Source organism: Weissella coleopterorum (assembly GCF_011304355.1).
GTDB classification, from domain to species: Bacteria; Bacillota; Bacilli; order Lactobacillales; family Lactobacillaceae; genus Weissella; species Weissella coleopterorum.
Genome location: NZ_CP049888.1, coordinates 780,223 through 794,647, shown reverse-complemented (window position 1 = coordinate 794,647; position 14,425 = coordinate 780,223). Strand labels below are relative to the sequence as shown.

The 14,425-nt window shown below is 31.4% G+C and carries 20 protein-coding genes; 5 read left to right on the top strand and 15 right to left on the bottom strand.

What is annotated here, in order from left to right; translation table 11 throughout:
* Positions 1-2 precede the first annotated feature (2 nt).
* Complete coding sequence (locus tag G7084_RS04140) at positions 3-242, top strand: hypothetical protein (protein WP_166010314.1); 240 nt, start codon at positions 3-5, stop codon at positions 240-242.
* A gap of 129 nt (positions 243-371) precedes the next feature.
* Here G7084_RS04140 and G7084_RS04135 read toward each other — a convergent pair whose 3' ends face one another.
* Positions 372-1,595, bottom strand: a complete 1,224-nt coding sequence (locus tag G7084_RS04135) for a hypothetical protein (RefSeq protein WP_166010312.1) — start codon at positions 1,593-1,595, stop codon at positions 372-374.
* Positions 1,596-1,815: 220 nt separating this feature from the next.
* Positions 1,816-2,058, bottom strand: coding sequence for a hypothetical protein (locus tag G7084_RS04130; protein WP_166010310.1), 243 nt, complete (start codon positions 2,056-2,058; stop codon positions 1,816-1,818).
* 378 nt (positions 2,059-2,436) lie between these two features.
* Between G7084_RS04130 and G7084_RS04125 the strand changes: the two genes are divergently transcribed.
* The 3 genes from G7084_RS04125 (at position 2,437) to G7084_RS04115 (ending at position 4,487) form a co-directional block, all read left to right on the top strand.
* Positions 2,437-2,793, top strand: coding sequence for a DUF1304 domain-containing protein (locus G7084_RS04125; protein ID WP_166010308.1), 357 nt, complete (start codon positions 2,437-2,439; stop codon positions 2,791-2,793).
* Positions 2,794-3,161: 368 nt separating this feature from the next.
* A complete protein-coding gene (locus G7084_RS04120; RefSeq protein WP_166010306.1) occupies positions 3,162-3,527 on the top strand; it encodes a DUF805 domain-containing protein in 366 nt (121 codons plus the stop codon).
* A gap of 462 nt (positions 3,528-3,989) precedes the next feature.
* A complete protein-coding gene (locus tag G7084_RS04115; RefSeq protein ID WP_166010304.1) occupies positions 3,990-4,487 on the top strand; it encodes a GNAT family N-acetyltransferase in 498 nt (165 codons plus the stop codon).
* Positions 4,488-4,605: 118 nt separating this feature from the next.
* Here the strand turns inward: G7084_RS04115 and G7084_RS04110 are convergent, their stop codons facing one another.
* The 3 genes from G7084_RS04110 to G7084_RS04100 all read right to left on the bottom strand — a co-directional run bounded on the left by G7084_RS04110 (position 4,606) and on the right by G7084_RS04100 (position 7,584).
* Positions 4,606-4,743, bottom strand: coding sequence for a hypothetical protein (locus G7084_RS04110; RefSeq protein ID WP_166010302.1), 138 nt, complete (start codon positions 4,741-4,743; stop codon positions 4,606-4,608).
* Between the two features lie 1,537 nt (positions 4,744-6,280).
* The gene (locus tag G7084_RS04105; protein WP_166010300.1) at positions 6,281-6,487 is read right to left on the bottom strand and encodes a hypothetical protein; all 207 of its coding nucleotides are present in this window, start codon (positions 6,485-6,487) and stop codon (positions 6,281-6,283) included.
* A 629-nt stretch (positions 6,488-7,116) separates the two neighbouring features.
* Positions 7,117-7,584: a GNAT family N-acetyltransferase gene (locus tag G7084_RS04100; RefSeq protein WP_166010298.1), complete on the bottom strand. Its 468-nt coding sequence runs from the start codon at positions 7,582-7,584 to the stop codon at positions 7,117-7,119.
* A gap of 133 nt (positions 7,585-7,717) precedes the next feature.
* On the opposite strand from G7084_RS04100, the gene G7084_RS04095 reads away from it, so the two are divergent.
* Positions 7,718-8,095, top strand: coding sequence for a hypothetical protein (locus G7084_RS04095; protein WP_166010296.1), 378 nt, complete (start codon positions 7,718-7,720; stop codon positions 8,093-8,095).
* Positions 8,096-8,734: 639 nt separating this feature from the next.
* Here G7084_RS04095 and G7084_RS04090 read toward each other — a convergent pair.
* The 10 genes from G7084_RS04090 to G7084_RS04045 form a co-directional block, all read right to left on the bottom strand.
* Entirely contained in the window at positions 8,735-8,995 is a 261-nt protein-coding gene (locus G7084_RS04090) for a hypothetical protein (RefSeq protein WP_206212054.1), read from the bottom strand.
* A gap of 294 nt (positions 8,996-9,289) precedes the next feature.
* Complete coding sequence (locus G7084_RS04085) at positions 9,290-9,547, bottom strand: hypothetical protein (RefSeq protein WP_166010292.1); 258 nt, start codon at positions 9,545-9,547, stop codon at positions 9,290-9,292.
* Between the two features lie 433 nt (positions 9,548-9,980).
* A complete protein-coding gene (locus G7084_RS04080; protein ID WP_166010290.1) occupies positions 9,981-11,519 on the bottom strand; it encodes a MucBP domain-containing protein in 1,539 nt (512 codons plus the stop codon).
* Positions 11,520-11,665: 146 nt separating this feature from the next.
* On the bottom strand, positions 11,666-12,292 hold the full coding sequence (locus G7084_RS04075) for a hypothetical protein (RefSeq protein ID WP_166010288.1): 627 nt from the start codon (positions 12,290-12,292) through the stop codon (positions 11,666-11,668).
* A 182-nt stretch (positions 12,293-12,474) separates the two neighbouring features.
* The gene (locus G7084_RS04070; protein WP_166010286.1) at positions 12,475-12,882 is read right to left on the bottom strand and encodes a lytic exoenzyme target recognition domain-containing protein; all 408 of its coding nucleotides are present in this window, start codon (positions 12,880-12,882) and stop codon (positions 12,475-12,477) included.
* Complete coding sequence (locus tag G7084_RS04065) at positions 12,819-13,325, bottom strand: peptidoglycan amidohydrolase family protein (RefSeq protein WP_166010284.1); 507 nt, start codon at positions 13,323-13,325, stop codon at positions 12,819-12,821. Before G7084_RS04065 ends, G7084_RS04070 begins: the two co-directional genes overlap by 64 nt.
* A gap of 2 nt (positions 13,326-13,327) precedes the next feature.
* A complete protein-coding gene (locus G7084_RS04060) occupies positions 13,328-13,639 on the bottom strand; it encodes a phage holin (RefSeq protein ID WP_166010282.1) in 312 nt (103 codons plus the stop codon).
* Positions 13,639-13,917 carry a hypothetical protein gene (locus G7084_RS04055; protein WP_166010280.1) on the bottom strand — a complete coding sequence of 93 codons (279 nt, stop codon included), beginning with the start codon at positions 13,915-13,917 and terminating at the stop codon, positions 13,639-13,641. The genes G7084_RS04060 and G7084_RS04055 overlap by 1 nt, the downstream gene beginning before the upstream one ends.
* Positions 13,910-14,101: an XkdX family protein gene (locus tag G7084_RS04050; protein ID WP_166010278.1), complete on the bottom strand. Its 192-nt coding sequence runs from the start codon at positions 14,099-14,101 to the stop codon at positions 13,910-13,912. Before G7084_RS04050 ends, G7084_RS04055 begins: the two co-directional genes overlap by 8 nt.
* Complete coding sequence (locus tag G7084_RS04045; protein WP_166010277.1) at positions 14,085-14,390, bottom strand: hypothetical protein; 306 nt, start codon at positions 14,388-14,390, stop codon at positions 14,085-14,087. Before G7084_RS04045 ends, G7084_RS04050 begins: the two co-directional genes overlap by 17 nt.
* Between the last annotated feature and the right edge of the window lie 35 nt (positions 14,391-14,425).

The following is a 14,425-nucleotide window of genomic DNA, read 5'->3' as shown; positions in this document are numbered from 1 at the left end:
TTATGCTTAAAATCAATCTTTTAAAAAAGGAAATAGCAAGTTGTAAAGCTATTTTTAACCAGCTTAAAGTTTCTAACTCTCATTTTAAAAAAGCACAAAGTGACTTAAAAAAAGAACTACCCAAGGCACAATCTACTGTTAAAGAATTACAGCGCTCAGTTAATTTCCACCAAGAAAACAACAAATTTAGATTAGATCGAATTCAAGAAAATATTGAAAAAATAAACAAAAAATTAAAATGATTAAATTAAAAAGCTTAAAATAATTTGTGATATCAAGATCAAATTACTTTAAGCTTTTTTATTCCAACTAATATTCTATGGAAAATCATTTTACTAAATCTATATCATGATCTTCTAATTAAAGAATGTCTACTGTTTGAATGCTTGATAAATGGGACAATGACAGCAATCCCCCCCTAATATTAAAGATACTAAAATACTTAGCATGTTTTTGAGGCTTAAATCTTTTGCTATTCTAGTTTCAGGTAAATAAACCGCTCTTTTGTGATATTCACCCTTTTTAATATCCTGGGAGTCTCTAACTATTTGTCCAATATGACTTACCCGTTCATTAGTCGTTCTTGACTGATTAATTTTTCGATTCGATTCTAATTGATTTGGCCCCTTTACTGATGTATTAATCTCTACGATCTTTGTGACTAAATCAGCCTTGCCTGTTTCTGTATTTTTGTTATCATGCCCCCTTTTATTTATATTTAAATTCTCCTTTAAATTTATTTGTGACGATACTGTCTTCAATGGTATTGGTTGATTAAAAATATCATTTGATTGCTGTCCTTTCATCAAAACATTACGTTTAACATTATTTTCAGCAAGTGCATTTTGAGGCATCAATTTATTGTTTTTCAGAGAATTTTTTGCCAGTAAATCTGGACTATCCTTCATTTTTCCCGAGTCTTTTGATTCTATCAGAATATTTGGCCCCAAGTGATTTTCTTTATTGTCAGGAACAATATCATCCACTAATGCACTGATATTATTAGCTAACACTTGATAATTATCATTAATGTTATCTCCTAATTGACTAATGAATTTCTGTGTAATTTTTCCTGTTTCTTCTCTCAATAAATTAAGTTCCTTAAAGATATCACTACAAATATCTGTCCAATTATTTTCACTCAAATCTGGTTGTTTGACGGAACTTGAACTTTCATCATACTGATTTTGTCCCGTATTTTGGTTTGATTGCTCTATTAACTGTGTTTTATTTTTTTCCGGACTAACTAATTTTCCTTTTGACTCTTCAAACGAATTTTTAGCTTCCCCCTTTAAATTCAATCTACGTTCCGAATTAATTTCCTTCTTAAATTCGATTTCTCCCTCATTTAATTCTAGATTGCCTAATTCATTAGTCGTAATAAACGCATCAACGTTTTTTTCCAAATATACTTGTAAATCTGCTATTTCTTGTACAACGCTTTCCGCCTTATTTTTAAATTGATATTTATCAATACTTAATTGATTATCATCAACCTTAGATAATTCACTTTTAATTATGTTACTTTTAACGTTTAAATCATTTAGAATTACTTGCTTCGTTATATCTTGAATTTTATGATATCGAAATAACATTGTTTATTCGCTCATGTTCTAGATCTTTCGCACTCACTATAGCATTGACATTATCATCCACTACAGCCAAATGCCATTCTTTATTTAACTTATTCAACTCAATTAATTGCTTGTTAAGATCACTAATTTTTAGCCACACTTTGCGGGGATGTAATGCGTCCGATTGATTCAAATTCAACTTAAACCCAAAATAAATATTTTCGAACTTTATTTTATCAAATTATGTAATATTTTCAGGTAAAGTAACTATTACATTGATATTATTTACTTGTTTTTCACCTACTTTCTCTGTTGGAACTAACTTAAAATCATTAATAATGATACTATTGGATTTTTTGTATTTATCATCTTCACTAAATGGCACAGTCTCAGCTTTGATATTATCAATAAAAAATGTACTACTGATAACTAATGCAGTCATAACCGCTGCGTGACTTCGCTTAATATTGTTTACTGGTCTCATTAATCTACCTCATCATTTCTTATAATATATTGAATTCTAGCAATTTTTTTCAACATATTTGTGAGAAATTTGTGTATTAAACTTAAGTTATTATGTTTAATATATGGCTTATATAAGCGATATTACTTTTCATGATGGACATTAAATTAATCTTCTATCATTTACTTGAACCATTCCATTTTAGCATTTAAAATTATGTAAAAATTGATAAAATATACAATATTTTCTGTTATAAATATTTATGTGTGTAATAATTATAATTATCAAATTTAATTTTTATGTATTTATTAGAAATATCCTTAATATTAGTGTCTATATGCATATTTTTAATCTTTATCTTCAGATGTAATTAAACATTCCATCAGATAGGAGAACAACATGATTTTATTCCTAAGCACCTTCATTGCTTTAGAGCATTTCGGATTTATGCTAGTTGAAATGTTCGCCAAACCTGAAATACAATCTAAAGCCTTTAACTTACCAATCTCGTTTTTAAAAAACGACTACGCGCAAACGGCTTTAAAAAACCAAGGGATATACAACGGAATGTTGTCCATTACCATTCTATTATCAAATATTATGGTACCAAGTGCTCAACTCAAAACCATTTTATTTTTATTAATGTCCTACGTTACTGTAGTCGGTATATATGGTGCATTTACGGTTACTAAAAAAATATTTTTCATTCAATCTCTACCCGCTATATTTACAATACTGCTTATCTTAATAAATTAATTATTACAGATAAAAATTGAGTTATATAGATATTATCTTGTAAACCATAATTTTACGTAGAAGTTAGTTTAATTATTAATAAATATTTTCAATAAATTTCACTCCATTTTTTTAATTCTAAACAAAAAATGGAGTAACCTAGGTCACTATCGAATTTGCGGTTTAATTTTATTAATTTTCACTACCAAGTGGGTTGATGGCCGGATTTATTCCCATCAAACCACTAATAAATGGTCACATTTGTTAGATGAATGTTATTGATTCTAGGGTTTTCATATTGATTGAGATGGCCTATTTTAATGGACAACTAAATTAATATTACGTGCAAATCTGATCCACGTTAAAAGCTGTATATCGCGGGGGCTTACATGATTGAATCATATAAGAAATTTTGGGATAATATTTTTAATTTCTCAGGTGTTTCGGGCCGTGCTGATTACTGGTGGCCTATAATCATCAATTACATTTTAGGTGGTATCATCTTGGCTATTATTCAAGCAATTACTGGTCATTCAATTGATAGCATTTATAATTTTGGCGACTTAACAGTTGCTTGGGGGCGAAATATTGTAGTTCTCCTTGTTTGGATCGCTACACTTTCTGTTAAAGTTCGACGACTCCATGATACTGATCGTTCTGGTTGGTGGATTTTAATTGATTTAATTCCACTGATTGGTACAATCTGGTTCTTCATTTTAATGGTTCTTCCGTCAAAGAATAGTCGTTGGAATTAATAATCCCTCTCCTGCTTAGGCAGGAGATACATACATAAGCCATCAAAATCTTATGATTGAATTTTACTATAATATAAATAGACAAAATAGTTACAGGTAATATGCTGATGATTTAGACATTCACAAAACATCAATGTTAATATCGATTATAAACAATGCCTGTGCTACTTCTATACAGCAAAAATAAAGAAACAAAAATAAAGAAACAAAAATAAACGATGACTTTGATAATGATGATGATATTTCCCAACTGGATGAAATTATTTACAATTTATCATCTTATACCTAATCATCTACAGATGAACTTTTAGCCTTAATTAAATAAAAAACGCATATTCTCCACCGACCAAAGTAGAAGGATATACGTAAAAATTAAAAAATATTTTTTAGTAATTACACTGTATCAGATCGTTGATTGAAACTTCGTCAATATACTGAGCAAAATATTCGAGGATACATATTATGAGAATCAGACCATTAGAAAAAACAGACTTAAGCTATATTTATGATCAAGAAAATTCACGTAAAATTATGGCCCTTTGGTTTGAAGAAGCCTATACTTCTTTCGATGAATTACAAACTCTTTATGATAAACATGTTCTAGATCAAACCGAACGCCGTTTTGTTGTGGAAGAAGATTCCCAGTTTATAGGCGTTGTGGAGTTAATGGAAATAGATTCACTCCATCGTAATACTGAAATACAGATTATCATTAATTCAAACTACCAAGGGCATGGATACGCACAAGAAGCAATGAAAGCAGGTCTTGATTATGCATTCAATGTTTTGAATATGCATAAAGTATATTTATACGTCGATGTTGATAACTCCCCCGCTATACATATTTACAAAAAAATTGGTTTCATAGAAGAAGGTCGTTTAAGAAAACACTTCTTTGCTGAGGGACACTATCACGATAGTTTAATCATGGGTATATTCAAAGAAGAATACTCAAAATAGTCACTAGATCTAAGACCGGCTTTAAACGGCTTACTCATGAATTTCCGACCCAATCCGGAATGCAAAGCAAGGAAAATTATACAAAACAATCTGACGGGACATACTTTGTCCGCGTCCGCTACACTGATTCTCTTGGTAAACGCCACGAGAAAAAGAAAAAAGACATCAAAACGCTCACTACTGCCAAGAAGTAGGAACGCGATACCTTAACTAAAATATTTTCAGATTGTTCACGCTTCAAATATTTTAGTTTCATAAATGTATATACCTATATTAATCTTGATTTTAAAGGCCTTTTCCAGACATGAACGCTAGCTATGTATTGAATAGAACAGCAATTTAACGACACGTTTAGATCGTTCAATTACATTATATGAAAAGTCGTAATTAAAATTATAATGAGAAGCAATGTGAGTTGTACAAGTAAAATTCTCCATCTGAATATATCGTTGGGAGTTACTAATTCATAAATGGATAGGAAACTCTGCAACAATACATATACAGGAAATGAAATATACCAGATCAATATTTGTACACTAAAATCTCCAGTATCGTTAAATATAACAGATATTATGTAGAACAAAATGGCATAAATAGATAATAATAAATTTGGGATAAAAAACAAAAAGTAAAAAGATTTACTCATTTTATAATTAAAAAACAATTATTAAAATTTGTTTTTTCACTGTGCCTTTGTCTATATAAAAATTTAAAAATTAATAGGCAAAACAAAATAATGACAATCATTAATATTGATAAATATGCCAATAAAATAATACCCAAAAATAAAGGACTACTATTCCCAAAATCATTCATTTCGTTATAGCCACGAATATAAAAAAAGCCTCTATAATCCGTAAAATCCATCCATAAAGGCAGTATGACCATAAAAAACAATAAATATATGAATAAAAATATGTCTGTTCTTTTCATTTTTATCTTCCTAAAATATAGATAACTTAATATTAAGCCAACTGGAGACTGCTTATAATTGCCTACAAATTATTGCACCGAGATAATGAAAAAAGTATGTGTATGACGTACTAAAATAATGCAACATATATATTTTAGGAAAGATGGTAAAAAGTCACTCTCTCTATTAAGGCTGTAAACATTCTTGATTCCATATCATTTAAGGAAGGTGAACGCACCATTCGCCGTGATGAGTCAATCCGCCAATCTAGCTAGTCATTTATGTCCATATCGAAAATCCCTTTTTATAAAGTCACTAATCGTATGACCTAGCCGACTACTACCCTGTTGTCTATTAAGGAAAAATACAGCTATAAACTTATTTAAGGCATTTCGATACTTTTTCCGAAAGTTATTGCAAAAACCAAAGTATTTGCTCACCAAATAAGCATCTAATTCCCTTCACTTATAACAGTTGCAAATTTATACAGCAGTCGGTAAACGTTGTATTAGGGGATGAATTTATTATTATTTTTGAGCCATTACGAAACTTACGTAAAACACAAAAAACCTGCTGTATACCATAAATAATTACGCTTAATATATATTACGCAATCTGTAACATCCCCCTACACAGATTTTAACAATGGATTAGATATGTTACTTATTTTAGTAAGTTGCACTTTTTTGTAACTATTTACCTCTATTGTTTCTTCAACTATTATCACCCATGCATTAGGAGACTTTGTAAGAAATACGCTATTAGTTCCACCATCTAAATTTAATACCGAGTCATGGTCAGGTCTAGAAACTTTTAATCTCTCCCAAAGACTAGCAATATTCTTACCTTTAATTTGACGAATATATTTAATAGAAAATTCCTAAACATCTTTAACCTCACCATTTTCTTTCAATTGAATTATTTTTGCTGTATCGGTTACTGCACTCAATCCAATCACTTCTCTTTTAATAAGTTGGAAAATTTTATCACCAATATTCAATTTTTCCATCAAATCATATCCAAGCCATTCTTTACCATTACATGTTGTTTTTTGAGATCTCAAGTAAACTACCAATTTAATTTTCACTAAGCTCTTCGTTTGCAATCTGATTTGTCATGCTAAACCTATTCTTTTATCATTTCATCTGATTTATTTAAATAATTTCTAAGCCCACAAGTGGGTAAGTACACTTCAAAATAACGAACGTACTTATAGATACATTTGCACAACCATAGTTAGGACTACGCCTGTTCAATCGCTAATCTAGTATTTTTGTTTCTAAGGTAACATTAGCGTTATTTTTATGTTCAAAATATTTTATATAATCTAAAATATTTTGAAGTTTTTTGAATTTGATTTTATCAGATTTAAGTGAATTCAATACGAATTGAATTCCTTTAAAACCGTTATTTTCTTCTTTGCAGTCTTCATGGTGACTAAGAATATATAAGTTTAGCCTCCTTATTTCCTAGAATATTGTAGGGAAGTCAGTGACAAAAATATAACCATAGCAACTTGCCATATCTTTGGTACAATTCTCACATCTACTACTCACATATTTATGACTTAAAAATATAAATTAAGATAGTTATATTAATAAATATTTAACAATGCCCCCCACCGTACAGTTCATTAAGAGAAACGATACAGTATTGTCGTTTTATTAATTTTTCCCAAAAAATAACTTTTGAAAATCATTCCTAGAAAATATTTTTTTACAACTTCTTATACATTTTATAGTTATATAGCTCTACATTGTATCTAATTACTGATTGCTTGGAAATGATTTTAAAACCTTGTTTTATAAACATACTTTTTGCGATCGCACTAGCATTTGCAGTCAGTTCTTTTAATCCTATTTTACTGGCATGGTTTTCCAAACGTTTTAGTAAAGTTGTAGCTATTCTTTTATTTTGATAATCAGGGCTTACATACATTAGATCAATATATCCATCATTATTTATATTAGAAAAGCCAACGATATGGTCATCTAAAATAGCAACTAATGTATATGTACTTGGTAGTTCATATTTCCATTTTGACATCAATTCATCTTTTCTATCTAAATTTCCCCATGCTTTCAATTGTTCAACTGAATAATGAGAATATATTGAATGAATTGCATTAAAAAATATATCTACGATTGAAATTAGATCACTACTCTCATATTGTCTGATAATCATATATTTAGTCCCTTTCCATAAAAAAAGAGCAGTCGCCAAACTACTCTTAAAGCCAGATCACGCAATACTTAAATAATTATCAGTAACTCAAGCATCTTATAAACAAATTTATTATAACATGGGAGGATGTGAGATGGATAAACAGACAATTAAAAACGTTAAACGCTTCTTTAAAACAACGGTGCTATACATTGGCAATATGGCTCAAGCACGTTTAACAGAAACGGATCAAAGAGTTATTACTGATGAGTTTATCACTACTCTACCAGGTTACGATACCAGTAAAGCCGTTAAGGCATTACAGACCATTATTGAAGCCTGCGATACTATGAACGATAAACAGAAGCTAGTCTTTGAATTACGTTGCTTAAAGGGTAAATCATGGCGTGATACGTTACCACTCTTAGAACTACATAAATCAAGAGCGCAGGTAGTCTATAATCAATCTGTCCTTATCTTTGCAGAAAACTTTGCACCAATTAAAGATTTAAGAGGTGTAGACCATGAATAAAGATAAAACGCAAGTTATTAAAGACGTGAGATGTTTTTTCAATAAAGAACTGCTACAATTTCCATTAATGGCACATTATAGTTTAATTATGAATGAACAACCTTATAAGATTGAATCAGTAGTCGATCATAATAAGCAGATGAATTACTGCCGAGATATATTAAGGCGTACCATTGAAGCCACAAACAAGCTACCAAATAGACACAAACGACGATTTAAAAACAATTTACTTTTTAGAGATACATGAATGGCTATGGGTGGGGGTGATAATGTTTAAATAACTAAAAAAGACAAATATAACCGGATATAAACGGATATTTTCCGCTCAAATCAGATGGAAAGCTCCCGTTTTGGACGGTTATTTTTTTGACTATATTTAGTTATATCAACATTTAAACTGCGTTACCCCCACACCTCTACGCTTTCACTATATTTCAGACAGTCGAGACCCTTTCCCCCCGGTGTCCCAAAGTAAACAAAACGTTATTTTCTTATGATGGGGGGTATTTTGAAAAATAATAATAACTGCACTGTTTGAAAGGAATGCCACCATTTGTGATTCGGTTCTTTTCCTAAATAATGGGCGGGGGTATAAATAAAAAAGTTTAGTAAATACTATACTAAACTTATAAATAATTATTATTGTTTATTCTTATCATCACTCGTACTATCTGCATTGTTTGAGCAATCCTTTGAATCTTGTTTACTAATTTGTTTCCAATAAAACATTGGTGCCTTTTCATTTGCGTAATCCCAGTCATATTTTAAAAGGACTGATACCACGTCGAGTAAGTCCTTCATACTAATATCGTCATCTAATACTTTAGTGGCCACATATAAATCAATTGCTGAAATTCTTCCATATTTTTTAGACAATTGGTTATTTTCAAATTTAAGCACTGGTTCTGTATACAATCTTGAAATAATGTGCCCAATAAATTCCGTAGCTTCTTTATCCTTATTTTTTTGTTTAACGTTATACTTTAAAGAGTTACCCGGCTTAATAATAATACATTGTGATTTATTGTTTAATTCTGATAGTGAAAGTTCTCCGCTTTCAGCAAATCTAATAGCTTCAGGACTTACACTTCCACGTAATAATCTTATTAATTCTATTTTTCCTTTTGATTTACCTGAAGCACTACTAATCCACGACTTTAAATCTTGGCGCCACTTCGTCTCGTCTCTTATGTCTTAACCTTTTACTGTGAACAATGGGAAAATAGCAATAATTCCTGAAATAATTGAATTATTACCTTCTAAAGAAGTTTTAACAATGATTGCTAATATAATTCCAGTTATCAAAAATATAACTCCTCGAGTAAACCTTCTTTTGTATGGAACCTTAATATATACATGGTAACAAAACATTAAAAAATACTGAAAAATTATTGCTAAAAATATAATATTATCAGATATGTATTCGGGAACGTCTTTTATAAATTCAAACATTATTAATCTCCTCATTCATTTCTCAAAAAAATCGCTTCAACAATTAAGTCAAAGCGAACATGCCAGCGGGCAAATCATTAATTTTTAATCAAAAACACCACGCAAAACACAACACATTTACCACAAAAACCACGCATATTACCACGCAATTTAGTCTATCCTAATTTGCGCCATATCACTTAAAACGTTGATATATAGGCGTTTGTTCATCCTGTTTTACGTTAATTAGTTTTAACTTAAGGAGGCGGCGGGAGTAATTCCCAAAATCTGCAATGCATTGGCGCAATTAGAATTAGAGCATTACTTATAAATCAAGTACCCATACGAGCACCCAACTAACAACTCCTGGCTTAGATTGATTTACTCTATATGATTAGAAAACACAAAAAAGCCTACCAACTATAAATCTAGTCAGTAGGTTTTTTAATTTATTCTACTTACGTTTATTAAAAATAATTATTCCAACTAGTGAAACCACTACCGCACCCAACGCTCCAGTAAGAGTTAACTTCTCTGCTGCCGTCTTAGGCAACAATGTTTTTGCTCCTTCAACTACGTTATTTACAACATTTTTAATTGTTGAATTACTATCTGTAGTCTTATCAGCATCATTTGAGTCACTGTTATTTACTGGATTATCAGTATCTCCAGAATTATCTGGCTTAGCTGGTTCACTAGGATCAGTTTGGTTTTCTGAATCATCATTCTTGACATAGATATAGGTCACAGTTTGAGCTTTATCACTCAATGTTCCCGTGATACTTCCCTCGACTTCTTTGAAAGTGTATCCTTTGATGTCTTTCTTTTCAGTTGTGTACTTATCCCCAATGTTTCCACTTTTTACTTCTGACTGGGCAATTTCTTTGCCTGATTCATCAACATACTTAGCTGTTACATCTGCTCCTTTAACCGGATCCTTCGTATATACATAAGTTACGGTCTGTTCTTGATCTGTGAACTTTCCGGTTGGATTTCCTTGAACTTCTTTAAAGGTATATCCATCAATTTTCTTCTGCTTAGTTTCGTACTCGTCGCCAACATTTCCGCTTAGTACTTCTGAATCGGCAATATTACCGCCATTCAGATTCTGATAATAAACAGTGACATTGCCAGTCATAGGTGGAATATAATTCAAAATAAAGGTGAGTTTTCCTGAAAATAAGGGGAACAAGTTCCTAGACTCCATAGTGTCATCACTCCACTTGATCTCAACAAAATGTTTTCCATAGGTTAAATCATTAAATTGAAAAGCATTGCTAGACTCCAAAAACTCTCCTTGGCTTGAACCATCAACTTTAATTGAAGTAATATTTTCTTTGCTTACATTACCTCTATATTCACCTAATTTAATGGGATTATTAAAAATATACTTAGGTCCCGTAATATTAATTACACCATAATCTCTTGTTTGATTTAACAAAGGTGAGGCATTTATATCTTCACTTTTTGAAGCATCAACAATGTGATTACCATCAAGATTCATAAAGCCCTTGTAACCAATCAGACTTGCATCAATTATTGGATCAATTGTCTCAATTTCATTGTTTGATAAATCCCCACCTTCATAAAACAGTCCTTGAAAAAAGTTTAACCCAGTTAGGTCTTTAATACCCCTATTTTTAAGTAAACCAAAGTCTTGATCATATGAACCCTGATAAATTTTTTGCGCTAATTCTTTTGTTATCTCATCAACCGTTGCGTCTTCTGGAAGCATCGGCTTACCCGTATCCTTATCTTCGAATATCTTCATAACTTCTAGTAAAGCTTTTTGTAAATTTTTATCTGGAAGCCAAGAATCAACCGACTCATCTGTACTAAATTTATTAGCAACAGACAAGTCATTTAAATTATTACCTTCGTTTTTACTAACATTACTTGTATTTTTTTTAATATTTTCATCAGCTAAAGCTACTAAAGGATTCGCTAAATATAAAATAGTTGTTCCTAATAGGATATACTTACTCATTTTCATATCATTTTCCTCCTAAAAAAATCATATAAATAATTATGTATCAAATATAACATATCTGATACATGTGAAAAATCATGTTATATGTTAAGACAAACAAAAAAAGACTAACCAGCTAGGAACCCCTAACCGATTAGCTTTTTAATTTATTAATACCATTTCTGTTGTTTTTTATCTTTGTAGAAGAACGTTCTTCCGTTTTCTATATATGCTATTTTTAATTCTAATCTGTCTATTATCAAACTGTATGATTTTAAAGATAGCCAGATAGTTACCAAAAAGGCTGCTAAAGCAAGTAACTTACTAATGAGATTTATATGACTCAAGTCAATATTAAATTTACTGATTAAAAATAAGACAAGACAACCTATAATTTCTAAGATTACACATACGTATACACCTTCTAAGATACCCAAGAAACGATAGCGGTACTTTGCTTTATTTATACTTTTTTCCATATCCTTATCACGTTCATTTTTTTCATAAAAGTAAGGATAATTTATTCCTCTTGATTCAATCATTGGGGTATCTCGTGCCCAATATCCTATCTTATGAATAATTCCATAATTAAGGTCTTGAAGTAATTGAAAAAATAATATGAAGAAACATAAGAATGTCAACACCACCATTACTTCTGGGATATCACCATAAATTCTAAAAAGTTCAATAACCAAGGTTTCTAGGATAATAGATGACGCAAAAGCAAAAACACCTCCAAGACAAATTGATATAACTGTTAAACAAATATACAAAATATTAATTGCCAATTTTTTCAAAACGAACTCCTAAATAATAATTATTATAATTGAACAAACACCGTATTTTAACATAAATAAAAAAGGCAACCAATGCAAAGACTAATCACTGGTTGCCTTTTTTATTAATTCCCTTGGAAACTCACTCTCCGTCCAAACGCTCACATTTATATTTCACTTCTTTTTGATAATACAATCAATTATTAAAGTTTCAATAGTTCATCTGCATTGAACCAAATACTTCCGTACTCGCCCATATCAATTCGGCAACCATTAGTAGCTTCATCGTATTCATCAATAGTTCCATGATTATATCCATCATTAAACGCAAACATTGCACCGGGTTCAACATTATTTTCATCACCACCATCAGTTCGATGCACCGCTCCTAATGGTAGTCCATTATCTGTGTAATTATAATCATCACCACCGGCTAACTTTTTATTGATTGCTTGCCAAAGTCCATTTTCAAACTTAACTTCATCAACTCGAATTGAATTGTACAATGTATATTCATTTCCGGCTTGCTTAAAACGTTCAATAGCACTTACTGAATTAGTAGGTGGATCAAGTTGCGCTGGATTATCAGATTGTTCACCTTCATAACGCAAACTTCAATGTACATTGGCGCTGTACGGTTATAATAATCATTCCAGTTCCATGATGTTATAGCTGTTCCGTATGCTCCATTTGTTGAGTAATCACAAGAAATAAAGTTTGATCCGTCCATCATCACACCGGTATGACCACCAGCTCCACCAGAACCAGACATATCAGGCGACCATGACATTAGAATCACATCTCCACGTTCTGCATTCCAATCTTGATTAGCAGAAATACGAACAAACCCATTCGCTGCTAAATATCCACCAAGTGTGACAGTTGAAAATAAAAAGCCGGGCTTAGATGCTCCCGCCTCGTATACTGCTTGCGTTACAGTTCCTGAACAATCACCCGTTCCATCTGACCCGTTACGCGATCCTTCCATAGAATAGGTAATAATTCCACGTCGTTGTTCAAACCACGCTGGAATTGCATTTTTATTAATTGCCATAATTAGTTACTTCCTTTCAATTCTTTTACTGCTAATTCGATAGCTGCATCAATTTGTTGGGTACTAAATTTGTAGCCAAGCTTATTTGCGTTCAATCGATTAGTTAAGAACATAAGTGCTGTACGTTTTTTCTGTTCCCCGCCAACTTGTGCGTATGTTTCTGCGTACTGCACTACTTGCAACGCCCATTTAGACATGAGTTGTAAATTCTTGTCTTTGGTGTGCGCCCCGATATATTTGGCTACAAAAAAAGTGACCGCTGATAAGATACCTGTATCCCACAGTGCCGCTACTAATTTAATTACTTCATCCATTAAACTGTTACTCCTTTCATACGAGCCTCTAGTTCCGTAATCTGAATTTGTAGTTTGTCCACTGATTCAGTAGCCACCTTTAAGGCTGTTTGTAATTCAGCGTTTTGCTTTACTAATTCGCCATTTGTTTTGATTAATTCTTCGTTTAATAATTGTACTTTTGCCATTTGATCAAACACTCGATCATCGTGGCTATCTTCTGTACTAACTTTCTTAGCCAAATATCCAATTATTCCAGTAACTAAGCCAAACAAAGCAATAGCCACCTTATCACTCATCTACTTTGTCCTCCTCTGATTTTTCAATTGGCACTAAATCGTTATTGGATTCTACCGTTTCGGTTTCTGGAACAATAATTTGATCATATTCATCTTGCGTAATCATTTCTGTATCTAAAAATAATTTAATATCATCTTCCTTATATAATCCCATTTCAAAATATTGTTTAATTGTTGGAAACATTTTTATCTCCCTTCAATTCATTAACTGCCTTAGTTAATTGGGCAATCTGTAACATCATTTGCGCTTGTGTCATTTGATCCTGTGTTGGCTTTTGACCATCCAACCATTTAAGATATTCTGCCTTATCCCAATCTCGCCAATCGTCCGTTTCTGGACGATAGATTGAAATAAATTGTGGCATATTCATGTCTGGGTCAAATGGTTTTGATTGAGTATAATACTCATCGTTCGGCTGTAATGACGTCATACCGGTATATTCTTTTGTAACTTTGTCATATAAATAATGCATTGTTTTACCTCCTATATATTAAGATCGAATTACGG